This window comes from Thalassotalea sp. ND16A (assembly GCF_000764205.1).
Lineage (GTDB): Bacteria > Pseudomonadota > Gammaproteobacteria > Enterobacterales > Alteromonadaceae > Thalassotalea_A.
On sequence record NZ_JQDZ01000047.1, the window covers coordinates 40015 to 63271 of the forward strand.

A 23257-nucleotide genomic window follows, 5' to 3' on the forward strand; every position below is an offset into this window, starting at 1 on the left:
TTTTTCTTAAACCTATTCTTAACTTTAGCGGGCGGTGTTAGCTATTACAACTGTTCATACTTAACTCGGTGCTATCAAACAGCAATGAGAATATGGTGATACTAAAAGCAAGTCACAAAAACAACGATGATTTTGCCGAGCAGCCCTGCTCGGGCTTGCGCAACTTGCGTTAGCATGACCATAAACTTAACCACAATAACAGACCGATGCAACCGAGTTATTTAGTTTGAATGATCTGGAATAGGGAAATTCGCAAATGGTGAAGGCGTTCCAATCGGTACATTGGGATCACTCAAACCATTACTATTGCCCCATTCAGGGTAGTTATCGGTGAAGGTTTGCATATACTCGACAAGATCGGCTTCATCTTGTGGGGTCAGCCCTAAGTTACCCATCCTTTTGGTATTCCGCGTGCTATGAAATTCACCTTGCGGCCAACAAGTTACAGCAAATCCCGGGTTGGTTGCATCCGCAGGTGCTGTACAGGTCGGTAATACATCACGAGTGTTATAAAAATGAACCACTTCTTGCAGCGACTTAAATACACCGTTATGCATATAAGGCGCAGTCATCGCAATATTCCTTAAACTCATTACTTTATGTCGACCTTGTATCTCATCTAGCTTTATCTCAGACGCATCACCGTGAACAGCGGCTAAATTTGGATTACCTTGCAAACCAGGATCTGCTGCGGGCCGCCTTGGAATTTGCGTATTAGCTGGGGTACCTATATTGTCGTAACTAAAGTCGGTTAATAATGCAGGGCCGTCTTCGCCATCAATTTCATCCGTACTATGACAATCACCGCATTCAGCAATATCATCAAATAAATCAGCACCGCGTTGTTCTGATGCATTGTATTGTGTTATTCCGGCGGCTTCAAAATCAAATTTGGAGTCAAAACGATTAAACCTGGAGGTTCGTTCAAATGCACTAATGGCTGTGGCCATGAATTCATACGCTTCTCCAACTCTGGGATCGCCTTCGGTAATGCTACGAAGATTAATTCTGTAAATTCTTCTAAAGGATCTTATATAATTTCTGTTTTCTTTCAGACGTTCAATCACGGCCCACTCTGAGGGCATCGCCATTTCGAGTGGATTCACAAAAGGTCCTTTAGCCTGTTCTACAAGGTTGCTGGCACGACCATTCCAAAACTGACCGCCAATAAAAAGATCACCATCCCAGTGGAAAGCTGGACTAAATGCTGCGTAACCTACGCTGGGAGCATTCAACCCACCAAAACGGCGGCTTCTGGAGCCATCTGATACAGCAGTTCCATTTAGCACATTTGACGGATCGACAAAACCCGGAGCAGGTTGCTCTGCCATTTGAAAATTACCATCTGCGCCCTCAATGGGGATTTCGATAGTGGATAAGGAATGGCAACTTTCGCAAGATTGATTGCGGTTAAATGACAGGTTAATATCTTCAAATAATTGTTTACCCAGTTTCTGCTCTAGGGTCTCTTCTGCAGCAAAGGCATTGTTGGTAATAGCGAATACCCCTAATGCAATGACTAGAGGTTTAATAGGCATAATGAGATGCTTATTTGAAATTTTCATTGTTTCGTTACTCCGTTATATTATTTAGAGGCGAATCACTCCGCTGTTCATGATATCTACCTGTTTAGTTTAAGGGCGCTATCTATAGCGCTGCAGCCTCACTATGGGCGAAATTGCACACAAACCATAACTGACCTTTTATCTACCAAAAAACCCAAACATTGATCTAGATCAAATTAATCAAGCAATAACTACACCAAAAAAAAATATATTAATAAATCAATAAACTAAATTTGTTTAACGATAATTATTTTAGCCAGCAGCAAAAAATGTAAAATTATCTGACAACAAAATGTTGCCATAACTGATGTTTAAGGGAAGTTCGTTGCTGGGTGACCTGAACAGAAATTGTTGAAGCAACGTGAATTGGGAAAAATAGAGAGGTTCGCCTACAGCCAGGCAAAGAAAAATGAGTAAAATTATTAGATGGAATAAACTATCAAGGGATTTATCGATAAGAGATTGGAGCGGCTAACGAGACTCGAACTCGTGACATTCACGTTGGCAACGTGATGCTCTACCAGCTGAGCTACAGCCGCTTCATATAGAGCTATTTTGTTCATAGTAAGAAATGGTACCCGGGGCCGGACTTGAACCTGAGAATGCGAGGTTAAAACCCCGCCAACCAAAGAATAAGAGCGACCTGGGATTTTATATCCTTTCCGAATGCCAATCTATCAACTTCACAAAGTAAATAAATTTTATTCTAAACAAAAAATGGTACCCGGGGCCGGACTTGAACCGGCACATCCGTTAAGACGCGGGATTTTAAATCCCGTGTGTCTACCAATTCCACCACCCGGGCACAGAACCTTAGGAGCATGACCTAAAGGTATAGGGTAAGTCTTTTTAGAGTAGAGATTGGTTCCCTACTTTTCGAATAAACTAACAAGAGATTTATCGATAAGAGATTGGAGCGGCTAACGAGACTCGAACTCGTGACATTCACGTTGGCAACGTGATGCTCTACCAGCTGAGCTACAGCCGCTTCATATAGAGCTATTTTGTTCATAGTAAGAAATGGTACCCGGGGCCGGACTTGAACCTGCACATTGCTTTTAATAAGAGCGACGTGGGATTTTAAATCCTTACCGACTGCCAATCAATACATCAAATAATTATTCCTTGCTCAGTGTAAGAAATGGTACCCGGGGCCGGACTTGAACCGGCACATTGCTTTTAATAAGAGCGACGTGGGATTTTAAATCCTTACCGACTGCCAATCAATACATCAAATAATTATTCCTTGCTCAGTGTAAGAAATGGTACCCGGGGCCGGACTTGAACCTGCACATTGCTTTTAATAAGAGCGACGTGGGATTTTAAATCCTTACCGACTGCCAATCAATACATCAAATAATTATTCCTTGCTCAGTGTAAGAAATGGTACCCGGGGCCGGACTTGAACCGGCACATTGCTTTTAATAAGAGCGACGTGGGATTTTAAATCCTTACCGACTGCCAATCAATACATCAAATAATTATTCCTTGCTCAGTGTAAGAAATGGTACCCGGGGCCGGACTTGAACCTGCACATTGCTTTTAATAAGAGCGACGTGGGATTTTAAATCCTTACCGACTGCCAATCAATACATCAAATAATTATTCCTTGCTCAGTGTAAGAAATGGTACCCGGGGCCGGACTTGAACCGGCACATCCGTTAAGACGCGGGATTTTAAATCCCGTGTGTCTACCAATTCCACCACCCGGGCACTGATATTAAGTCAGACTTAAAAGTGCCTGTCATCTCTTAAATGAACAAGTAGTAAAACTAGATTGGAGCGGCTAACGAGACTCGAACTCGTGACATTCACGTTGGCAACGTGATGCTCTACCAGCTGAGCTACAGCCGCTTCATATATCTATGGTGGTTTAAAATTTAAATTGGAGCGGCTAACGAGACTCGAACTCGTGACATTCACGTTGGCAACGTGATGCTCTACCAGCTGAGCTACAGCCGCTAAATTTAAATTTTTACACTTCGTACAAACCATCAAATTGATGAAAATGGTACCCGGGGCCGGACTTGAACCGGCACATCCGTTAAGACGCGGGATTTTAAATCCCGTGTGTCTACCAATTCCACCACCCGGGCAAAGTGGAGGCGGGTCCCGGAGTCGAACCGAGGTCCACGGATTTGCAATCCGCTGCATAGCCACTCTGCCAACCCGCCAATTTTCATCAACTGTTGGTGATGTACTTCCCTAGTAAAAATTGGAGCGGCTAACGAGACTCGAACTCGTGACATTCACGTTGGCAACGTGATGCTCTACCAGCTGAGCTACAGCCGCTTCAAGGTGTTGACTCCTTGTCAACGGATGTGCATTCTACATCGTTCTATTGATGAGTCAACACTTAAATATCAATTTTTTTCTGTTTGCTCAAAATACGACTAATCTGTTTAAAAAATGTCTAAATATTGTCGTTTTCTTAACAATTCACGCTAAATAACTATATATCTGTTATAAATTATTTGCCAGAAAATGCTGGCCAAGCTGCCTTAAGGTATTGAAACATTGATACAAAGGCAAAAATAGTGGCAAAAAAGTAAAACATCCAGGCCGCATAAATGATCACTTCAGGGGGAAGGTCGACCACTAAAAGTGGAATGTCGTAATTTGGACGCCAAATTAACCCCATCAGCGCCAACATTTGCGCTGCAGTTTTCCACTTGCCTAATTCAGATACGGCAACATTACCCCGTTTTCCAATATCTGCCATAAATTCTCGTAATGCCGAAATCACAATTTCTCGCGCTATCATTATCACCGCAGGAATGGTTACCCAGATGTTGCGATATTCGGAAACAATTAACACTAACGCAATGGTGACCATTAATTTATCCGCGACGGGGTCGATAAACGCACCAAATTTACTCGACTGTTCTAATTTACGCGCTAAATAGCCATCTAATGCATCGCTTACCGATGCCACCCAAAATACCGCGAATGCAGCAAAGTTTGACCAATTTTTTGAAAAGAGATCAGGCATCATGTCGTGTAAATAATACACGATGATAAAAACAGGGATTAAAATAATCCGAAATAAGGTTATTTGATTAGGAATAGTCCACATTATTAATACTACTATCTTTTTATTTGTGTTTATTGTACATGATGTTGATACCAAGTCGAATTAGAATTGGAATTAGTATTATCCATTGTCATGTAAGGCGTTAAATATATTTGTCGCAAGTTCGGTGCTAATACCTGGTACTTTCATTAGTTCTTCGATATTTGCTTTTTTTACTTCCTGTAAGCCTCCCAGATACTTCAATAGAGCTTGTCTTTTCTTTGCGCCAATACCCGGGATATCTTCAAGGGTGGATTTTTTGGCAGCTTTTGCCCGTTTTGCTCGATGCCCGGCAATGGCAAAACGGTGCGACTCATCACGTATATGCTGTACTAAATGCAATGCCGGTGACGTTGCAGGTAAAGAAATTAGCTGATGCGAGCCCGCCATGATTAATGTTTCCAAGCCAGGCTTTCTTGACTCCCCTTTGGCCACACCAATTAGCATAGGTGTGTTTTTTAGATCCAGCTCGGCAAAAAAACTTTCGGCTCTTGCCAATTGACCTTTGCCGCCATCAATAAAAACAATATCAGGTAATTTATCACTATCGGTTACTTTGCCGTAGCGTTTGTTTAGTGCAAAAGACATGGCGGCATAGTCATCGCCTGGGGTAATGCCCAGTACATTATAGCGTCGGTAATCACTTTTCAATGGCCCTTCAGTGTTAAATACCACACAAGAAGCGACCGTTTGCTGGCCCATGGTGTGACTAATATCAAAACATTCCAAACGTTCTATCTGCTTTGCTAATTCGAACACATTGTTCAGCTCTCTAAACCTGGCTTGCATCGATTCTTTGTGGCTATTTTTCACATTTAAGGAATTTTCAGCGTTGGTATTGGCCAATTTCAGGTATCGGGAACGTTCACTTCGCACTTTTGCTGATACTTTTACCTCACGCGACACTTGTTTTGACAGTAAAGCGGCAAATTCAGCTTGCGACTCAATCACCATAGGCAAAATAATTTCCCGGGCAATTTTTCCCTGTTCAACGTCTTCGCCCAAATAATGTTGCGCAATAAACGCGCTAATAATTTCTTCATCCGTGGTGTCGGCAGGAATATTCGGGAAAAAACTTTTGCTACCAAGAATTTTTTGCTCGCGAATAAATAACAAGTGAATACACGCCTGATTTTTTATTCGATAAAAACCGATAACGTCAAGTTCGGCAGTGACACCACTAACAAATTGTTGTTGTTGAACTTTACGCAACGTCGATATTTGATCGCGAAACTTCGCGGCATGTTCAAAATCCAGCGCCCTACTTGCCGTTTCCATTTTCTCCACCAGAGTGGCAATAACTTGCTCATTTTTTCCTTGTAAAAACAGCCGCGCTAAAGCTACTTGTTGCTGATAATCTTCATCGGCTATTTTTCCCACACATGGCGCCGAGCATCGTTTTAGTTGAAATTGCAAGCAGGGTCTTGACCGAGCGCGATAATAGCTGTCTTCGCATTGTCTGATAGGAAACAGTTTCTGCATCAGCCTTAAACTTTCCCAAACCGCACCGGCACTGGGAAATGGTCCAAAAAACTCCCCTTTTACCCGCTTGCCGCCACGATGCGAACCAAGCTTCGGGTGTTTATGATCACTGATTAATAAATAAGGGTAAGATTTATCATCACGCAGCAAGACATTATATTTAGGCTGGTATTTTTTAATGAAATTGTTTTCAAGAATTAATGCCTCCCCTTCGGTATGAGTAACAGTTACGTCAATGGCAGTGATGTGGGCAACCAAGGCTCTGGTTTTTACACTGCCAACGTCTTTGCGAAAATAACTGTTTAGCCGCTTTTTCAAATCTTTGGCTTTACCCACATAAATAACCGTTTGATCGACGTTATACATTCTATAAACGCCGCTTTGTTCGGTTACGGTAGATAAAAAAGCTTTATGATCAAATTCGCTTGCTTGTTTCGACACCTCTTCAGCCATCACTTGTACGCATGGTATTGAAGTTAAACATACTTATAGCATTTCAGTATTTAGCATGCCGTAGCGTATTGCCAAATGGGTTAATTCTACATCGTTACATACCGAAAGCTTGTCAAACATGCGATAACGATAACTGTTGATGGTTTTACTGCTTAAACTTAACTGTGTCGATATATCGACAACTTTTTCACCACGGGTGATCATCATCATAATTTGTAATTCACGTTCCGACAAACAAGCAAAAGGGCTTTCATCGGGTTTGTTAAATTGATTTAACGCCATTTGCTGAGCAATGCCCGGGGTAATATAGCGTTGGCCGCTTTTTACCGCTTTTATCGCCTGGATCATCTCTTGCGGCGGTGTGCTTTTGGTTAAAAATCCTGAAGCGCCAATTTGCATCACTTTGGTTGGAAATGGGTCTTCCACATGTACCGTTAAAATAATGACTTTAATATCAGGAGAAAGCCGAATAATTTTCTTGGTGGCTTCCAACCCCCCAATACCAGGCATATTGACATCCATTAACACGATATCGGGTGAATGATTACGACAATATTGTACGGCATCTTCCCCTGTTGAGGCTTCAAAGACAACATCTATGCCATTTGCATCATCGAGTAAACGTCGAATCCCCGTTCTTACTAAATCATGATCGTCAACTAATAATACTTTGATCATCTTGATCACCCTGTTCTCGTTTGTGTTTGGAAAATACTGTGTGTTAGAAAACTAGTATTTTCATTATGCCAATTTGATTAAAAATGTGCAGATATTTATTCAACTTGGTCTTAAAGTTTATGTTGCTTTAACCAATTGTTTAACAGACCTATTTGGCCATTTTTATAGGCCGCATAGGTAATTCGAATGGCATTTGAGAGGATAGTACTATCATTCCATTCGGTTTGCTCGTCGATCAGTCGGTAACATTCAATCGCTTCTGCTGACAAATAACCGCGGACTTCTTTTTTTCCATCGACTTTTTGTTTATCTCTAAATCTTTGTTGCTTTTGTGCATTGGTTAATGCCGTTTTTTTGCTAGGCTTATCAGACATGGGCAATACCTTGATTAAAAACCATCAATTTTGTTCACTATGGTTACGGATAACCGTGAAAATTGCAATTTATTTAAAATTTTTATTGTTTAGTGTACAAGTGTTCGCTAAAGTAGCGACCTATAATTCTGATAACCGTTATAGTGAACTTTATCGCTAAAGCAATTATCTAAACTTAACGTTGAGAAACAAGCCTCATGGAACAAAAAAACTCTTTTGATAAAGCGGGTTTAATTCAAGCTGGTACTGGCGAATTATTTGGCCCAGGAAATAGCAAATTGCCTTCAGATAATATGTTAATGATGGACCGAATCATTAAAATTACAGACGAAGGCGGTAAGTATGGTAAAGGCGAGATCATTGCCGAACTAGATATTAATGAAGACTTATGGTTTTTCGATTGTCACTTTAAAGGTGACCCGGTAATGCCAGGTTGTTTAGGTTTAGATGCTATGTGGCAATTGGTTGGCTTCTTCTTAGCATGGTCTGGTGGCCCTGGTCTTGGCCGTGCATTAGGTGTGGGTGAAGTGAAATTTACTGGCCAAATTTTACCTACCGCGTCAAAAGTAACTTATAAAATTGATTTAAAACGCGTAATTAAGCGTAAATTATTTATGGGTTTAGCCGATGGAGTTGTATCGGTTGACGGTAAAGAAATTTACCATGCAACGGATTTAAAAGTCGGTTTATTTACTGATACTTCTAAATTTTAGCAACTGGTTGGCGGGGTTTTAACCTCGCGTTATTGCCGCAGGCAACTAAAAAAAAGGGAAGCTATTGAGCTTCCCTTTTTTTTAACCTGTTGGCGGGGTTTTAACCTCGCGTTATTGCCCCAGGCAACTTGGAGTAGCTATCGCTATCGTGCGAGACTAAAGTCCCGCCAACCAAGAACCTAACCGGTTGTAATTAGGATTGTACTTATCCCCGGCAGGCAAGGATAACCTTTAGAGGGTACTAAAATAATAAAAAAGGGGAAGCTATTTAGCTTCCCTTTTTTTTGTAACCTCGCTTTATTACGCAGGCAACTTGGAGTAGATAATGCTACCGTGCGAGACTAAAGTCCCGCCAACCAAGAGCCTAAACGATTAGAACTTACGACGTCGTCTAAACATTAACGCCAAAGCCGCGAATGCTGTCATAAAGCCAAAACTAGCACCACTGCGCTCGACTTTTTCACCCAACTCTTCAGAACAATCCAGCTGCGTAAGTTCTTCGCCGGTAGGCGTTAGATAAACCGCTCGTAGCACGTCTTCCTGAACCACTTCACCGGTTTCCGGGTTTAATATTTTTTCACCTTTAGAGTTTAACTTATCAGATTTCACCCATGCGGTACCTAAAATTTCATTACTGGCGTTGATACTATGCCCTTCTACAATCACATATTTCGCTTGATCTTCACAAGTTAAAAAGTTGTTAATATTATAGAAATTGTCATTGTTAACGTCGTACATAAAACCATGACGACGTCTTCTTACCTCAGGACTATCAACAAAATCTTCAATTTCACCTTCGCCAACAATCATATTATTTTCATTGATTGCATACGGATAACTCGATGATCCGGGAAAGAAATCTGTCGGGAAAATAGCTTCAATGTCGGTGGCGTTGGCATCGGCATAGAAAAATTTGGTTCGCGCTTTACCATTAACGTAGGTCCACATATACCCCGTTAATAAACCATTGTTATTGATATCTAAAGCACGGGATTCAAAGTAATCATCCCGGTCCATAAATTCAATAACTTGATCATCTTTAAACACAGCGGCCATCGATGCGGCTCTTTCAGTCTTTTTAGGTGTGGTTTCATCCTCATCCCACCAAAAATGCGAATAACCAACAATAACACCATCATCGTTAATACTGGTTGCGGCACCGGTAAAAGGACGTTTATCATCTTCATGCACATTCACTACGCCAATACCTAAATCAACGGCATTTACTATGGTGCCCGATTCGTCCATTTCCCATTTAAAGGCGTTCGAGTAGTAAAGCTGAGATCTTTGAATTTGTACGCAAATTTCAAACGGTATGTCATCGGCGCGATCATCACAATAATCATTTTCGGCTTCGATGTTTTCAAGCGTGGTTTCGTTTAAGTCAACACTCGAAGTGCCAACAGCCGTTCGATTAATGTTAATGTCATTGATCGATGATAAGCCGCCGTATTTTGCTTCAAGCGGTGTTAATTCAACAATATTTGAACCATCAAAACTCACCCAGCCACGCGCGCTAAATTCACTGTAGAAATGAATTTCTTCTTCATCACCATCTAAAAAAGGCTCTAAAGGTAAATAGGGTGCAGATGAACTCCCAAATATCCAACCATCATCGGTTATCCCTTTGGGCACATCGATGGTAGAGCGGGTTAGTGCGTCGGTGTCAGGGAATACCGTATCAAATACCTGCAATTCGCTAGACACTGTAGTGTTTCCATCAAAGACAAACACCAGAGCATCGCCATATCTTTGATATTCAGACGCACTTTTATCTTTTGTCGTTGATGACGACAACCAGAGAATCGTCCAGGAAAGTCCGTTGCCGTCAGGATTTCCGGCGCGTAATAGCGCTTCGGCTTCATCATCGATTTCAAATAAATCGTAATAACGATCGTGAGTGTTTTTTGACAATTTCACGATTCTGTCAAAATCATCATCATCTAAATAATCATATTGAACCGGGAAATTATAGGTGGTGTTGCCAGACAACACGGCTTGGCCTATGTTGTTTTCAACACCGTAGGTATTTTTTACCGTATCAACAAGGCCTAAATCTTGAATGGTGTAGCTTACTGCATGCGCAGACTGGCTGATTAAAGCACTACTAATGCTTAAGGCTAAAACAGATTTTATCAAGGTTTTCATTAACTACTTTTCTCTTGAAGTTCTTCTAATTCTTGCCATCGGTCAAAGGCGATTTCTAAATCGCCCTCCGCTTTATGTAAAGCGTCTAATACCGATTGCGTATATTCACTATTATTATTAAAAAAATCAGCCGCGTTCACTTGTTGCTGATATTCATCCACTTGCGTTTCAAGGGTCTCGAGTAAAGCCGGTAAAGACTCTAACTCGCGTTTGTCTTTATAAGAAAGCTTATTAACAGGCTTTTCTTTCACGAGCACTTTCGGCTGCGCTTTTTCTTTGCCTTTTCCTTTGAGCGCAAATTGTTTGTTTTGTTCCGCTTTCAACGATAAATAATCTTCAACGTCGCTATAACCGCCAAAAATTTGCGCAATATGGCCACTGCCATCGAAATAAAGGCATGAATTCACACAGTTATTTACAAAATCACGATCATGGCTGACCAATAGTACCGTACCCGGGTAATTAGCGACAACCATTTCGAGTAATTCTAAGGTTTCGATGTCCAAATCGTTGGTTGGTTCATCAAGTATTAATAAATTACTCGGTTTTAAGAACAATTTCGCCAGTAATAAACGATTACGTTCACCACCAGACAATGCCCTTACCGGGGTTCGGGCCCGTTTTGGACTAAACAAGAAATCTTGCAAATAACCCAGTACATGGCGAGTTTTACCGTTTACTGTAACTTCTTGTTTACCATCAGATACTGCATCTTGTACCGTCATGTTAACATCAAGCTGAGCCCGATGTTGATCAAAATATGCTACTTCGAGGTTAACACCTTGTCGCATCTTGCCAGAAGTTTGCGTTAATTGCTCGGTAATTAATTTTAATAAAGTAGATTTACCGGTACCGTTACCACCAATGAGTGCTAAGCGGTCACCGCGGGTGATCAACAAATCTAAATTGTTGATGATAGTTTTATCATTAAACGCCATGTTTAAGTTAAAACATTCAAACACTAACTTACCGCTGCGCTCCCCAGTTGACAACACCATATCGTCTTGTTTTTTCACATCGCGACGGGCTTTTCGCTCAACCCGAAGCTTTTCAAGTGCCCTAACCCGGCCTTCATTGCGGGTTCTGCGCGCTTTAATCCCCTGCCTGATCCACACTTCTTCTTCGGCTAAACGTTTATCAAACAATTCGTTTTGCGTGGCTTCTACCTGTAAATCATGCTCTTTTTGTTGCAAATAGGTATCATAATCACCGGGATAACTGGTGAGTATGCCACGGTCTAAGTCGATAATGCGCGTGGCTAATGAGCGAATAAATGCCCTATCGTGCGAGATAAACACCACGGTACCGCTATAGCCTTTTAAGAAGTTTTCCAGCCACAATACACTTTCAATGTCTAAATGGTTGGTCGGCTCATCAAGCAGCAAAACATCAGGGCTGGTAACAAGTGCTTGTGCAAGGGCAATTTTACGTAACCAACCACCCGATAACTCATTTACATTTTGATCGGCATTCAACGATAACTTGCTTAATACCTGCTCAACCCGCTGCTCGTCTTCCCAGGCATTGTTTTGCTCAAGCTCGGTTTGGATCTTCGCCATTGTTTCCAGGTTTTTGTCACTGGGATCCTGGGCGACAACATTGATGATGTCATGGTATTGTTGAATTAAAATACCGTTTTCTTTTAAGCCTTCAGAAACGTAGGAAAAAATGCTTTGATCGCAAGACTTTGGCGGATCTTGTGCCAGCATGGCCACATGCACATCGTTGGAGATCGTCAGTTTGCCATCATCGAGTTTTTGCTGGCCGATCAATATCTTCAATAATGATGATTTTCCGGCGCCATTGCGCCCTACCAGACAGACTCGCTCGCCGGTTTTAATTCTTAATTCAGTGTTGTCAAGAATCTTTCCTTCACCGAACGCCAGCTCGGCATTTGTAATTCTAATTAGTTCCACAGATAAACTCTTGTAATTGTTGTAAATCAAAAGGCCAATATAACGCTAGGTTAGATGGCAAATGTTCAAGCACGGGAATGCTGGTGCTGTACAGTTCGACCAATTTGGCATCATCAATAATATCCACGTATTGATAATCATCATTATTGATTAACTGTACACACAAGGCCTCAGCCAGTTCGCACAAGTGACACCCTTCGGTGCCATATAAGTTATAGATTCTTTCTTTCATCGTAAATGCTCTATAAACGGCTTTTAAAGGCGTTTAATGCACCAGCTGTTATGAATGTGCTTATTGCGTTTAAAATCAAAATCGCGGGTAACTTCGGTTAAATTTTCTGCTTTTAAACCCACCAGGTTTAAGCCATCAAAGTCCATTTTAAAGTTACGTTTGTTGTTGGTGAAAATTAATTCACCATTATCGGCAACCGATTTCATTCCGGTTTTGATTAAATCCATATGATCACGCTGCACATCAAAGGTTGTATCCATTCTCTTCGAGTTTGAAAAGGTAGGCGGGTCGATAAATACCACATCATATTTAAAGCTGTTGTTTTTTAACCACTGTAAACAATCGGCTTGGATAAACTCATATTTGTGACCGCGCAATTTGTTTAACTCAAAATTATCTTGCGCCCAATCTAAATAGGTTTTGGACATATCAACAGTCGTCACTTTTTCTGCGCCGCTAATCGCCGCTTGCAGTGATACTGAACCGGTATAGGCAAACAGATTAAGTAAGGTTTTACCTTTGGCTTTTTTGGCGACAATTTTACGGGTTTTGCGATGATCTAAAAATAAACCGGTATCAAGATAATCCCATAAATTCACTTTTAACAAGGCATCATATTCTTTTACGATCAACGATTTTTTACTTTTGTTTAACTGCTGATACTGGCTTTTGCCTTTTTGTTTAGTTCTTACTTTTAACGCAACCTTGTCAGCGTCAATGTTTAATATTTTTGGCGCCCAGAAAATCGCTTCTTGTAGACGTTTCGCCGATTTTGCTTCATCGATGTCTTTCGGTGGCGCATATTCGTGCAACACTAGATGATCGTCATAGATATCAACAGAGACATTAAATTCAGGAATGTCGGCATCATAAACACGGTAACAATTCACATCGTTTTGCTTAAGCCAAGACTTTAAGCCTTTCACATTTTTCTTTAAGCGGTTGGCAAAGTCAGAATTTTGACCGGAGAAATCGGCTTGCACCGGGGTACGCTCTAATTGCCCGGCATCAATGTTATATAACGCCAATTGACAATCCAGCGGGCCATTTTTAAATTTATAGCGTTTAAAACTGGAAAGCTTTAATAACGATAGCATTTCAACATTGGCGGTAATAAGGCCTATTTTCCAACCTAAAAACTCTTGTTTAAATACTTTACCCAATTCCGTAAAGGTAGATACCAGTTCTGGTAATGAACCAATACGCTCACCATAAGGCGGGTTAAACAGAATATGTCCGGGTTCACCAAACTGGTTTTTAAGATCTTCTGCCTTACCTTGTTTGAATTCAATCATATGGCCAAGGCCAGCACTACGAGCATTGGCTTTCGCGGTTTGCAGTACCCTACCGTCCATATCAAAACCAAACACTTTCACTTTACTGTTCGCTAATGCTTGTTCAGTGTCCGTTTTTGCCGTATCAAGTAGTTGCTTGAACAAACCAGCGTCGTGAAATTTCCAACGACTAAAGCCCCATTGGACTCTATCAACACCGGGTTGCATGCCCGATGCCATTGACACCGCTTCAAGCAACAATGTGCCTGAGCCGCACATAGGGTCTACCAATGGCTTAGTGGTATCATTTAACCAGCCAGAGCGTACAATTAGTGCTGCCGCCAGGTTTTCTTTAATTGGCGCCGCACCGGAGTGTTCCCGGTAACCGCGTTTGGACAAGGAACGGCCAGAAAAATCGACATAGAAGGTCACTTCATTCCTCAGCAACCGGGCTTGAATACGAATGTCAGGGTTGATCTTTTCAACCGATGGCCTATCTAAGCCTTCGTCCCTAAAACAATCGACTATCGCATCTTTAACGGTTAAGCCGCCAAATTGCGAGTCACGAATGTGTTCATTTTTACCAACAAAGTCGACGGCAAAATAATCGTCACTGCTAAAATGCTCGGTCCAATCAATATCTTTTGCGGCTTTATATAGTGCATCTTTATCTTTTACCGCGGAAGGCGCATCAATTCGAATAAGAATACGACTGGCCAAACGTGACTTTAAACAGGCTTGATAACCCGTTTCCATCGTTGCACTAAAATGCACGCCTTCCGGGCGTTGTACAACGTCACTACCGCCTATAGCAGTGATTTCATCGGCTAACAGAGGCTCGATGCCAAAAGAAGTTAAAGCTAAAAATTGTTTCATGTGGTGTTCCAAAGCATTTGATGGCGCAGATTATAAACGACCTGCCCGCATTTGTCTTATTACAAAGACAATTAAGGCAACTTTATTAACTATATGATGAGCATTCAAAATTTTATCCCGGTAAAATTAGAAATAAGGCTTTATCATCTTAAAAACCATACAGTTTTCGCTTATAAAAAAAGCAACTGTTTATTGATTAATCACAAATACAAATTATATTAGATATTTTGATAAATCTGCTTGCATTATGATACGGCAGTCCTTATAGTACGCCTCGAATTCAGGCGCGGGATGGAGCAGCCTGGTAGCTCGTCGGGCTCATAACCCGAAGGTCGTCAGTTCAAATCTGGCTCCCGCAACCAATTCTTATATTGAGTGTCTAACATTTAAGTAAGAAATTGCTGAATTCAAACATATTACAGGCGCGGGATGGAGCAGCCTGGTAGCTCGTCGGGCTCATAACCCGAAGGTCGTCAGTTCAAATCTGGCTCCCGCAACCAACTTTCTACATTAGTAGGAAATACTGTAATATATTCATACATTTAGAATTAAAATAAATGTGGCTTGTTTAAGAGTTTTCTTAAACCATTCGGACGCGGGATGGAGCAGCCTGGTAGCTCGTCGGGCTCATAACCCGAAGGTCGTCAGTTCAAATCTGGCTCCCGCAACCAACTTTCTACATTAGTAGGAAATACTGTAATATATTCATACATTTAGAATTAAAATAAATGTGGCTTGTTTAAGAGTTTTCTTAAACCATTCGGACGCGGGATGGAGCAGCCTGGTAGCTCGTCGGGCTCATAACCCGAAGGTCGTCAGTTCACTCATACCAAAATCAGGGCTCCCGCAACCAACTCCGATATTATAGTAAACGAAAAAAAGACCGTAAGGTCTTTTTTCGTTTCTGTAGTTTGATAAATCAATTTCAATATCCTGATATGTAGACCGTTTGGTAGCTCGTCGGGCTCATAACCCGAAGGTCGTCAGTTCACTCATACCAAAATCAGGGCTCCCGCAACCAATTCCGATATTATAGTAAACGAAAAAAAGACCGTAAGGTCTTTTTTCGTTTCTGTAGTTTGATAAATCAATTTCAATATCCTGATATGTAGACCGTTTGGTAGCTCGTCGGGCTCATAACCCGAAGGTCGTCAGTTCACTCATACCAAAATCAGGGCTCCCGCAACCAATTCCGATATTATAGTAAACGAAAAAAAGACCGTAAGGTCTTTTTTCGTTTCTGTAGTTTGATAAATCAATTTCAATATCCTGATATGTAGACCGTTTGGTAGCTCGTCGGGCTCATAACCCGAAGGTCGTCAGTTCACTCATACCAAAATCAGGGCTCCCGCAACCAATTTAACGTGTTGTTTTATTGAAAGTTTCAAATTCCCTCTTAAATAAGACTTGTTGGTCCATAATAAATCCCTTTTAACATAAAAAAACACCTTAACAACGCAAGCAGCAATTAAGGTGTTTGTACTTGTATATTTAGTAGTGGAAGCGAGCCATCACTATACAAAGTTCACCGTCTTTTATCGTATAGACAAAACGATGAGTTGAATCAATTCTTCTAGAATAAAAACCTTTCAAATCTCCGGAGAGTTTTTCTGGTTTTCCTATCCCTGAATAAGGACATTTTAAAGCATCCTCAATCAAATCATTTAAGCGTTCGAATTTTTTATTATCGTTCTTTCGCCAGTATTGATAGTCTTCCCAACCTAACTCAGAAAAGACTACTTGTTTTTCGTTCTTAAGCTCATTATTGAGCTTCTTTTTTATCTTCGACATTAAAATTTATCTCCTGAGATACTGTGGAGCCTGCTTTTAATTGTCCAATTGATGCTATCAAGCGGTCTGCATTATTTTTTGAACCTAGCAAGTATAATGTTTCTTGCATGCTTTCAAAATCTTCTCGCGCAATCATAACTACATCAGCACTTTTGCTCGTTATTAATAACGGCTCATGACGATCGGCTACAGCTTCAATCGACGCCTTAAAATTGGCTCTTGTTTCGCTATATGTTTGTACATTCATTGTGTTTATTTCGGTAACGCTTATTAGGCGCAAATCCAGGCTTTCCCAGCCCTATCATTGTTTCCATCAGTCTTCATTGCTTATTGCCTGCTTAAAGCACTCAATCAAGGTAAAGTTATTGATGAAATTTACCAGTTCCTCTATTTTTTATAGTTGCAAAAGTACAACTATTGGCCTTTCATTATTTACTTCGTTCAGAGTACGCTTCTAATATACTATTTGCGCTACTGCCGTAACGAAGAGTAATGTTTCCATCACTAAGAACAATAGTACAACTTTTTGTACCACACGTCAATAATGGTACAAAAATTAGTACAACTTTTAATGAGATGAAATTTATCGTGTAGAGAGGTTAATGAGCATAAAAAAGATAGGTGAGTTTCTAACGATAAAGGAACCGGCTACATATCGAATTGTAGTTAGAATCAATCACACCACGTCAATGTTCACACCCTAGATGCAGTAATTATTGCAACTCAAATTCATCAGCATCCAGAAATGCAGGAAAGTCACGTTTGAATTTCTCAAGCTTGCTAAAATCGAGTTGCGTACTAATAATTTGTTGTTGATTATCAGCGGCACAAATAATGGTTTCGCCACTAAAATCAATTATCGTTGTGCCACCAGAGTGTGAAGTATTTCTGCCATCTGCTCCGATGCGATTGACGCCAACAACCCAAGTTTGATTCTCCATTGCCCGCGCTGTTAATAAGGTATCCCAAACATGGCGTCGCGCCGCAGGCCAATTAGCGACATTGACCATGAGATCGTAGTCCTGGCGGTTTCTCGACCAAACAGGAAAGCGTAAATCGTAACAAACCAAGGGCAGTATTTTGATGCCATTAATGGTGATTAGTTTTCGCTTTTGCCCTTGTTCGACATGATCTTGCTCTTTGCCCAGGCGAAATAAATGGCGTTTGTCGTAATGTTCAACTGTGCCATTAGCCCATACCCAATAAAAACGATTCACCTTCTTATCGTTTTTATTGACTAACACACTGCCAGCAACGACACAGTTATATTGCTGTGCCATTTTCTTTAGCCAGACTAAGGCAATGCCGCCATCTTCGGCCTCTGCCACGCCTTTTTTATTAATACAGAAGCCCGTTGAAAATGTTTCTGGCAGCAATAATAAGTCGGCGGCAGCATTTTCACTAAAGTGATCGGCGATCAGCTGTTCTAAGCGATTAAAATTGGCTTGTTGATCTAACCAATGAATATCGTATTGCACTGCGGCTATGATTAAAGTTGACATAATATTTCTGCGGCTTTTAGTAGGGTGTCGTCGTTTTTTGCAAAACAGAGGCGGATCACTTTATTATTTTGAAGATAATTCAGCCGTTGTTTCGCTTGGTAAAATGGACTGAGTGGGATAGCAGCCACGCCTTTCTCTTTTGCTAGCCAATGACAAAATTGACGATCATTGAGTTTTGATATCGCTGAATAATCCAATAATAAGAAATAAGTCCCTTTTGACGGCAGTATGGTAAAACGTGAATCCTTTAGTGCGTTGATCAGTACATCTCGTTTTTGCTGATAGAAACTTGCTAAGCTGGTGACATGCAATGGTTGCTCTTTTAACATTTGCGCAATCGATATTTGTGCCGGAGTAAATGCGCTAAAGGTGACGTATTGATGGATTTTTCTAAACTCGCTAGTAAGCTCTTTTGGTGCGGCGCAATAGCCCATTTTCCAGCCAGTGCAATGAAAGGTTTTACCAAAGCTGGATACAACCAAGGCTCGTTTAAATAACTCGGGATAGCGCAACACACTTTCATGGCGTAAGTCATCAAAGGTGATGTGTTCGTATACTTCGTCGCTGATCACATATAAATTATATTTTTCAATCAATGCCTGTAGCGCACTAAGATCCGACTGGCTGAGTATTGAGCCTGTTGGGTTGTGTGGGCTGTTGATGATAATAGCGCGTGTATTTGCATTAATGGTCTGCTCGACCAGTGACCAGTTTATTCCATAACTTGGAACATCAAGTGCTATATGGCGACAAATTCCGCCAGCAAGCTCAACGGCAGGTGCATAAGAGTCGTAGGCGGGATCAAAAATAATCACTTCATCATCTTTGCGCACCAGGGTTTGGATAGCTACCCATAATGCTTCTGTCGCCCCAGAAGTAATAGTAACGTTGTTTAGCCCATCGAGCTGTTGTTCTACAGCTAAATGAGTTTGATATTGCCTATGTACCATTTTGGCAATTTGCGTTAACAGCTCAGGCAACCCGTTTGATGGTGAGTATTGATTCTGCCCGGCACTAATCGCTTGGTTAATTTTATCTTTCAAAAAAGCCGGGGTATCAAATTCAGGGAAGCCTTGCGATAAATTTATCGCCTGATGTTGATTCGCCATAATCGACATTTCAGTGAAAATACTGGTATCTAAGTTTGGCAGTTTACTGGTAAAAGAGGATGACACAAAAGGCTCCTGTGATGTTGTTTAAGTGGGTATTGAAACAAAGTTCGAATGTTAAGGATAACGATTTATTAATTCAATTGTTATCAATTTTTAAACCACACTCCAAAATAAATTTTCTAAGCCTCTGAAATAGTTAAGAGTTTAGTAAAGACAATGGTGAATTTTATATTTTTTACTAATATAAGTAGATAGTCATTAATCGTTAAACACGCAGAGGCACAACGTGCACGATAGGCCCGCATTAATCCTGACCGCTCTATTGATTTTATTATTTGGTTTAATTTCGAAAAAAGCTGAACACTCCATCGTTTCAGCGCCTATGGTTTTTGTCGCCATTGGTGTTCTGGTGAGTCCATTAGGGTTAGATCTTTTTCAAGCCCAGTTTCACGGCGAGGCAGTTAAGGGTATTGCCGAAATCACCTTGCTGATGATTTTATTTATTGATGCTTCATTTATTAAATTTTCGCACCTTAAACAGCGTCTCGCCGGGGTTCCTGCAAGGTTATTGTTAGTTGGGCTGCCTTTAACCATGATACTAGGAACCGTTGTCGGCTACTTTATTTTCCCTGCCGTGAATATTTGGTATTTAGTGATATTGGCATTAATTTTATCGCCAACCGATGCCGCTTTAGGACAAGCCGTAGTGAAAAGCGATGCCGTGCCGGAAAAAATCAGAGATTCGATCAGTATCGAGAGTGGCTTAAATGATGGTATCGCATTGCCGCTAATTCTGGTCTGCATTGCGATACTGGGCAGTGGTGATTTTACCCTATCTACTGATGATAAATGGCTGAGATATCTAGCGTTACAACTCACTTTAGGGCCTTTATTTGGCGCAGTCGTCGGCATAGTAGGAGGAAGGCTGGTTGAATGGGCATCGGCGAAAGACTGGATGGAACCTACTTTTCAACGCTTAGCTTCCTTTTCTCTTGCGTTACTGGCATATGCTTGCGCTGAATTATTTCATGGTAACGGCTTTATCGCCGCTTTTGTTGCAGGCCTAACTCTGGGGGTTAAATCGCCAATGGTTCGCCTGCGACTGCAAGAATTTGGTGAGGCCGAAGGCCAGTTATTGTCGCTGTTTATCTTCCTTATCCTGGGCTTGGTTGCCGTGCCTTTTGCTTATCAATTCTGGACCAGAGAAATCGTTATTTATGCATTGTTAAGTTTAACCCTAATTCGCATGCTACCGGTTATGCTCTGTCTGCTCGGCACCGGGTTACCGTTTTACAGCAAAATTTTTATTGCCTGGTTTGGACCCCGCGGCATTGCATCATTTTTATACTTGTTGATCATGGTAAGTGATTTGGGCATAAAGGGCTACGAACAAGTTTTAGCAACCATTATTCTCACTGTGCTAATGAGCGTTTTTGCTCATGGCATATCTGCGGTGGCGATGAGTGATAAGTTTAAAAAAACGCTTTGATTTTAGCATGATTAAAAACTTGCAACGATTTATCGGTTAATTTACCGATTTCAGTTGCTCAGCTAGACATCCACAAGTCGCTAAAAATAAACTGGCTGCCGCAGCCAATTCTCACCAACACGAAAGAATCCCTTACAGTTAATGTAATCGGGATTTTTCGTATCTGGCGTTGGATTAATTATCTGCTATTATTTTTCCACAACTTCGTTGTTATTAATAATATAAACATCTTTGCCTTTAAGCACACCTGTACACTGTTCATTAGGTTTAGCACACCAAGCATCGACTACATGCAATTCATCTTCTGCTTTTACAATGTAGCGCCAGCCGTAAAGAACTTCTTTTTTCTTTTGTGCCGCTTTTCTTGCACCAATAAGGCCACCAGCTACTTTTGCCGCATCATTACCACTCCCGGAACCAAATGCCGAGCCAATGCCAACACCAATAGCAGCGCCAAGAACAGGCCGACCATCACGGCCAACTTCTGTGGTGATGACTTCTGACTTTTCAACAACGCCTTCAATAACATTGGAAGCGGCGAAGGTTTGGCTGGCAAACAAGGTAACAAATACTAGTGCTATTGCTTTAAATTTTATCATCTTATTTCTTCATCCTTATAAGTCTTAACTTAACAACAAACGAGATAAGCTTATGCGCAGATTTTTCTAGCTAGACTTCAGCTCGTTCAACTAATGAGCAAATAATACCCAGTTTGAATTATTCCGTCCAATGACTTATTCTCAGAACTAACATTCCTAAAAGTCATATCTGAATTGAATAGTAGAGTTAATGATGATTGATACTGAAAAGAAGCTTTCCCGGTTGGATTTTAATTTACTCATTCCTTTGAGTGTTTTACTTAAAGAAAAGAACATCAGCAGAGCTGCAGAACAACTTTCGATATCGCAATCAGGAATGAGCAAAACCTTGCAAAGGCTGAGAGATTTATTTGACGACCCTTTGTTTTATCGTACCAGTAGAGGCGTGATTCCAACAGTAAGAGCCAAAGAGTTAGAGCTGTTATTACCAGACGTGGTGGCTGCGCTTGAAAACATCATGATAAGTAGTAGCTTTGATCCGAAAACAAGCGAGAAATGTTTTAATATTTCGGTACCGGCTATTTTAAGCCACTCCATTACCCTGCCATTAATTAACCACCTGATAGAACATGCGCCCAATGTACGCATCAATGAACAACAAATACTGCTTAACCCACTCCCTCTACTCGAGTCTGGCGCGTTAGATTTTGCTGTACATCTGCAGAAACCTGATGACAATAATTTTGCCGCAATTTCTTTAGGGCAGGTAACGCCAATAATTTATGCAAAGCAAAATCACCCTCTGTTTAAGTATAAACAGGTGTCTTTAGAGCACTGCTTAGCTTATAACTTTGTTGAATTATTGATATCGTCTGGCGATGTTATACCTGCTGACAATCCATTGAATAAATTATTATTTGGAGAAAATAAAGTCAAACAAACCATCCTCACCAGCAGTCAAATGCATATCTTAATCGAGGTAATGAATCACTCAGATTACTTATTCGTCGGCTCCAGCCTACAGATGTCATCAATGTCACTAAGCCAACAAATAAAGCCGGTATATGAATTTGACATGTCTAATAAGAAACCGTTTGACTTGTATCTGATTCATCATAATCGAATCACCAATAGTGAAGCTCATCAATGGTTAAAACAATTATTCATGACCAGCACAATCTAACTCTAGCGAAGGAGTGGAATAATTCTCTTAGTGAACATTACGAGCAAAAAAACAAGCGATTAATCGTCAATATTTTACCAATACATTTTTATTAACCATACTTTAGCTATGCCATAATTTAGTATGATGACTTAGCCTGATAACTAATACCCTATGCAAAAGCCCAATCCCCCAATGCAGCAATTGTTAAACACCCTGCCCCAGCAAGGTGAACTTGTTTGGATTGGCGCAAGGACGGCAAGAAATGAAGCAATGCTAGAATTAAACCAAGCTGACGTTAAAGTCGGTGAAGGCCTGGTTCAGGACAGGTTTAGCGGCAATGCCGAAAGTAAAAGACAAATCACTTTGATCCAGCAAGAGCACTTAATGGCGATGGCTTCGCTATTACATCGAGATAGCATTGCCGCCAGTGACCTAAGACGTAACCTCGTGGTGTCTGGCATTAATCTGCTGGCTTTAAAAGGGCAAACTTTTTGTATAAACGCTGTTGTATTACAAACTACCGGCTTGTGTCACCCTTGCACAAAAATGGAAAGGCTGCTAGGACCCGGAGGTTATAATGCCATGCGAGGACACGGAGGCATCACCGCGAAAGTGTTAACCTCTGGGGTTATCAAATTAGGCGATACGGTTAAGCTAATCGATTAATTCCCTAATTGAAATAACCTCCACTTCTATAAATACTGCCTACAATCAAAGGATTAACAAAATAAATTAGCGATTCACGGATTTTATGGACTTACCAACACTTAAACATTCAGGTTTAGCATTTATCATAGGGTTAATGCTTATCTCTAACACCGCGTTAGCCGACGACTGGTCATTTCAACTATAACCCTACGCATTAGCCACAACCA

At 41.0% G+C, this 23257-nt stretch carries 18 protein-coding genes and 13 tRNA genes; 8 read left to right on the forward strand and 23 right to left on the reverse strand.

Annotated elements, in window-relative coordinates; translation table 11 throughout:
* Positions 1-221 precede the first annotated feature (221 nt).
* The 14 genes from ND16A_RS11240 to ND16A_RS11175 form a co-directional block, all read right to left on the reverse strand.
* The gene (locus ND16A_RS11240; RefSeq protein WP_052073007.1) at positions 222-1565 is read right to left on the reverse strand and encodes a cytochrome-c peroxidase; all 1344 of its coding nucleotides are present in this window, start codon (positions 1563-1565) and stop codon (positions 222-224) included.
* Positions 1566-2028: 463 nt separating this feature from the next.
* Positions 2029-2104 (reverse strand) — tRNA-Gly (locus ND16A_RS11235).
* A 179-nt stretch (positions 2105-2283) separates the two neighbouring features.
* Positions 2284-2370: transfer RNA gene (locus ND16A_RS11230), tRNA-Leu, on the reverse strand.
* Between the two features lie 107 nt (positions 2371-2477).
* A tRNA-Gly gene (locus ND16A_RS11225) sits at positions 2478-2553 on the reverse strand.
* Positions 2554-3191: 638 nt separating this feature from the next.
* Positions 3192-3278: transfer RNA gene (locus tag ND16A_RS11220), tRNA-Leu, on the reverse strand.
* A 65-nt stretch (positions 3279-3343) separates the two neighbouring features.
* Positions 3344-3419: transfer RNA gene (locus ND16A_RS11215), tRNA-Gly, on the reverse strand.
* A gap of 32 nt (positions 3420-3451) precedes the next feature.
* Positions 3452-3527, reverse strand: a tRNA-Gly gene (locus ND16A_RS11210).
* A 47-nt stretch (positions 3528-3574) separates the two neighbouring features.
* A tRNA-Leu gene (locus tag ND16A_RS11205) sits at positions 3575-3661 on the reverse strand.
* 4 nt (positions 3662-3665) lie between these two features.
* Positions 3666-3739, reverse strand: a tRNA-Cys gene (locus ND16A_RS11200).
* Positions 3740-3781: 42 nt separating this feature from the next.
* A tRNA-Gly gene (locus tag ND16A_RS11195) sits at positions 3782-3857 on the reverse strand.
* Between the two features lie 178 nt (positions 3858-4035).
* Entirely contained in the window at positions 4036-4641 is a 606-nt protein-coding gene (pgsA, locus tag ND16A_RS11190; RefSeq protein WP_033077212.1) for a CDP-diacylglycerol--glycerol-3-phosphate 3-phosphatidyltransferase, read from the reverse strand.
* A gap of 78 nt (positions 4642-4719) precedes the next feature.
* Entirely contained in the window at positions 4720-6561 is a 1842-nt protein-coding gene (gene uvrC / locus ND16A_RS11185; RefSeq protein WP_235282046.1) for an excinuclease ABC subunit UvrC, read from the reverse strand.
* A 45-nt stretch (positions 6562-6606) separates the two neighbouring features.
* Positions 6607-7251 (reverse strand): UvrY/SirA/GacA family response regulator transcription factor, encoded by a 645-nt coding sequence (uvrY, locus tag ND16A_RS11180; protein ID WP_033077214.1) that lies wholly within the window; start codon positions 7249-7251, stop codon positions 6607-6609.
* A 110-nt stretch (positions 7252-7361) separates the two neighbouring features.
* Positions 7362-7625 (reverse strand): hypothetical protein, encoded by a 264-nt coding sequence (locus ND16A_RS11175; protein ID WP_033077215.1) that lies wholly within the window; start codon positions 7623-7625, stop codon positions 7362-7364.
* A gap of 197 nt (positions 7626-7822) precedes the next feature.
* Here ND16A_RS11175 and fabA point away from each other — a divergent pair, with 197 nt between their 5' ends.
* Positions 7823-8338, forward strand: a complete 516-nt coding sequence (gene fabA / locus ND16A_RS11170; protein WP_033077216.1) for a bifunctional 3-hydroxydecanoyl-ACP dehydratase/trans-2-decenoyl-ACP isomerase — start codon at positions 7823-7825, stop codon at positions 8336-8338.
* A gap of 372 nt (positions 8339-8710) precedes the next feature.
* Here the strand turns inward: fabA and ND16A_RS11165 are convergent, their stop codons facing one another.
* From ND16A_RS11165 to rlmKL, 4 genes are read right to left on the reverse strand one after another with little or no spacing between them, the layout of a single operon-like run.
* The gene (locus ND16A_RS11165; RefSeq protein WP_033077217.1) at positions 8711-10486 is read right to left on the reverse strand and encodes a DUF3466 family protein; all 1776 of its coding nucleotides are present in this window, start codon (positions 10484-10486) and stop codon (positions 8711-8713) included.
* Positions 10486-12402 carry an ATP-binding cassette ATPase Uup gene (gene uup, locus ND16A_RS11160; protein WP_033077218.1) on the reverse strand — a complete coding sequence of 639 codons (1917 nt, stop codon included), beginning with the start codon at positions 12400-12402 and terminating at the stop codon, positions 10486-10488. Before uup ends, ND16A_RS11165 begins: the two co-directional genes overlap by 1 nt.
* Positions 12389-12634, reverse strand: coding sequence for a glutaredoxin family protein (locus tag ND16A_RS11155; RefSeq protein WP_033077219.1), 246 nt, complete (start codon positions 12632-12634; stop codon positions 12389-12391). The genes uup and ND16A_RS11155 overlap by 14 nt, the downstream gene beginning before the upstream one ends.
* A gap of 23 nt (positions 12635-12657) precedes the next feature.
* Positions 12658-14784, reverse strand: coding sequence for a bifunctional 23S rRNA (guanine(2069)-N(7))-methyltransferase RlmK/23S rRNA (guanine(2445)-N(2))-methyltransferase RlmL (gene rlmKL, locus ND16A_RS11150; RefSeq protein ID WP_200880820.1), 2127 nt, complete (start codon positions 14782-14784; stop codon positions 12658-12660).
* Between the two features lie 285 nt (positions 14785-15069).
* Here rlmKL and ND16A_RS11145 point away from each other — a divergent pair.
* The 4 genes from ND16A_RS11145 to ND16A_RS0119065 all read left to right on the forward strand — a co-directional run bounded on the left by ND16A_RS11145 (position 15070) and on the right by ND16A_RS0119065 (position 15637).
* A tRNA-Met gene (locus tag ND16A_RS11145) sits at positions 15070-15146 on the forward strand.
* Positions 15147-15207: 61 nt separating this feature from the next.
* Positions 15208-15284, forward strand: a tRNA-Met gene (locus ND16A_RS11140).
* A gap of 94 nt (positions 15285-15378) precedes the next feature.
* Positions 15379-15455, forward strand: a tRNA-Met gene (locus ND16A_RS11135).
* 94 nt (positions 15456-15549) lie between these two features.
* A tRNA-Met gene (locus ND16A_RS0119065) sits at positions 15550-15637 on the forward strand.
* A 638-nt stretch (positions 15638-16275) separates the two neighbouring features.
* Here the strand turns inward: ND16A_RS0119065 and ND16A_RS11130 are convergent.
* From ND16A_RS11130 to ND16A_RS11115, 4 genes are all read right to left on the reverse strand, one after another.
* A complete protein-coding gene (locus ND16A_RS11130) occupies positions 16276-16575 on the reverse strand; it encodes a Txe/YoeB family addiction module toxin (protein ID WP_052073008.1) in 300 nt (99 codons plus the stop codon).
* The gene (locus ND16A_RS11125; RefSeq protein WP_033077221.1) at positions 16547-16822 is read right to left on the reverse strand and encodes a type II toxin-antitoxin system Phd/YefM family antitoxin; all 276 of its coding nucleotides are present in this window, start codon (positions 16820-16822) and stop codon (positions 16547-16549) included. Before ND16A_RS11125 ends, ND16A_RS11130 begins: the two co-directional genes overlap by 29 nt.
* Before the next feature lie 466 nt (positions 16823-17288).
* Positions 17289-18077: an amidohydrolase gene (locus tag ND16A_RS11120; protein WP_033077222.1), complete on the reverse strand. Its 789-nt coding sequence runs from the start codon at positions 18075-18077 to the stop codon at positions 17289-17291.
* Entirely contained in the window at positions 18065-19195 is a 1131-nt protein-coding gene (locus ND16A_RS11115) for a methionine aminotransferase (RefSeq protein WP_052073017.1), read from the reverse strand. The genes ND16A_RS11120 and ND16A_RS11115 overlap by 13 nt, the downstream gene beginning before the upstream one ends.
* A 280-nt stretch (positions 19196-19475) precedes the next feature.
* On the opposite strand from ND16A_RS11115, the gene ND16A_RS11110 reads away from it, so the two are divergent.
* A complete protein-coding gene (locus tag ND16A_RS11110) occupies positions 19476-20678 on the forward strand; it encodes a cation:proton antiporter (RefSeq protein ID WP_033077224.1) in 1203 nt (400 codons plus the stop codon).
* Between the two features lie 188 nt (positions 20679-20866).
* Here the strand turns inward: ND16A_RS11110 and ND16A_RS11105 are convergent, their stop codons facing one another.
* Positions 20867-21277, reverse strand: coding sequence for a hypothetical protein (locus tag ND16A_RS11105; RefSeq protein ID WP_033077225.1), 411 nt, complete (start codon positions 21275-21277; stop codon positions 20867-20869).
* Positions 21278-21467: 190 nt separating this feature from the next.
* Between ND16A_RS11105 and ND16A_RS11100 the strand changes: the two genes are divergently transcribed.
* Both ND16A_RS11100 and ND16A_RS11095 read left to right on the forward strand, forming a co-directional pair.
* Positions 21468-22400 (forward strand): LysR family transcriptional regulator, encoded by a 933-nt coding sequence (locus tag ND16A_RS11100; protein ID WP_081945532.1) that lies wholly within the window; start codon positions 21468-21470, stop codon positions 22398-22400.
* A gap of 252 nt (positions 22401-22652) precedes the next feature.
* Complete coding sequence (locus ND16A_RS11095; RefSeq protein ID WP_235282047.1) at positions 22653-23048, forward strand: MOSC domain-containing protein; 396 nt, start codon at positions 22653-22655, stop codon at positions 23046-23048.
* Positions 23049-23257: the final 209 nt, after the last annotated feature.